The 420-nt window shown below is 65.5% G+C and carries 1 protein-coding gene; it reads right to left on the reverse strand.

What is annotated here, in order from left to right; all coding sequences use genetic code 11:
• On the reverse strand, nucleotides 1-420 hold a 420-nt coding region (locus ACUHMQ_RS21645), incomplete at both ends, for a hypothetical protein (RefSeq protein WP_445297400.1).

The raw sequence follows: 420 nt of genomic DNA on the forward strand, positions 1-420 counted from the left end.
GCGCCAGTGCCGCTTGCTGCTCTTCCTCGCTCATGGTCGGCATCGTCGGCGCTTGTGGCATCAAGGCTTGCTGGATGGCCTCGTCCTGCACCTGCTCCAGCTTGAGCAACACCCGGCCCAACTCGGCTTTCAGGGTCTCCGCTGACGCTCGCAGCTCGACGGCGGCCTGTTGCAGGAACTGGCTACGCGCCCTTGCTGCATACAGGTCCAGCGTGTCGACGTGGTACTCATCGCCACCGCTCACCATCAGGTTGACCTTGAGCACCCCCACCGCCAGATTCTTGGGCAAACCCCGCACCCGCCAACGTCGCCCACCTAACTGCATGACCACTTCCCGTTCGCTCACCTCGGCGCTGAGGTCGCAATGCGGCGCAGGGGGTACCGGGCTGGCCGGTAACTCGGCAACCGGTAGCGGCGTCG

Source organism: Chitinimonas violaceus (genome assembly GCF_052601015.1).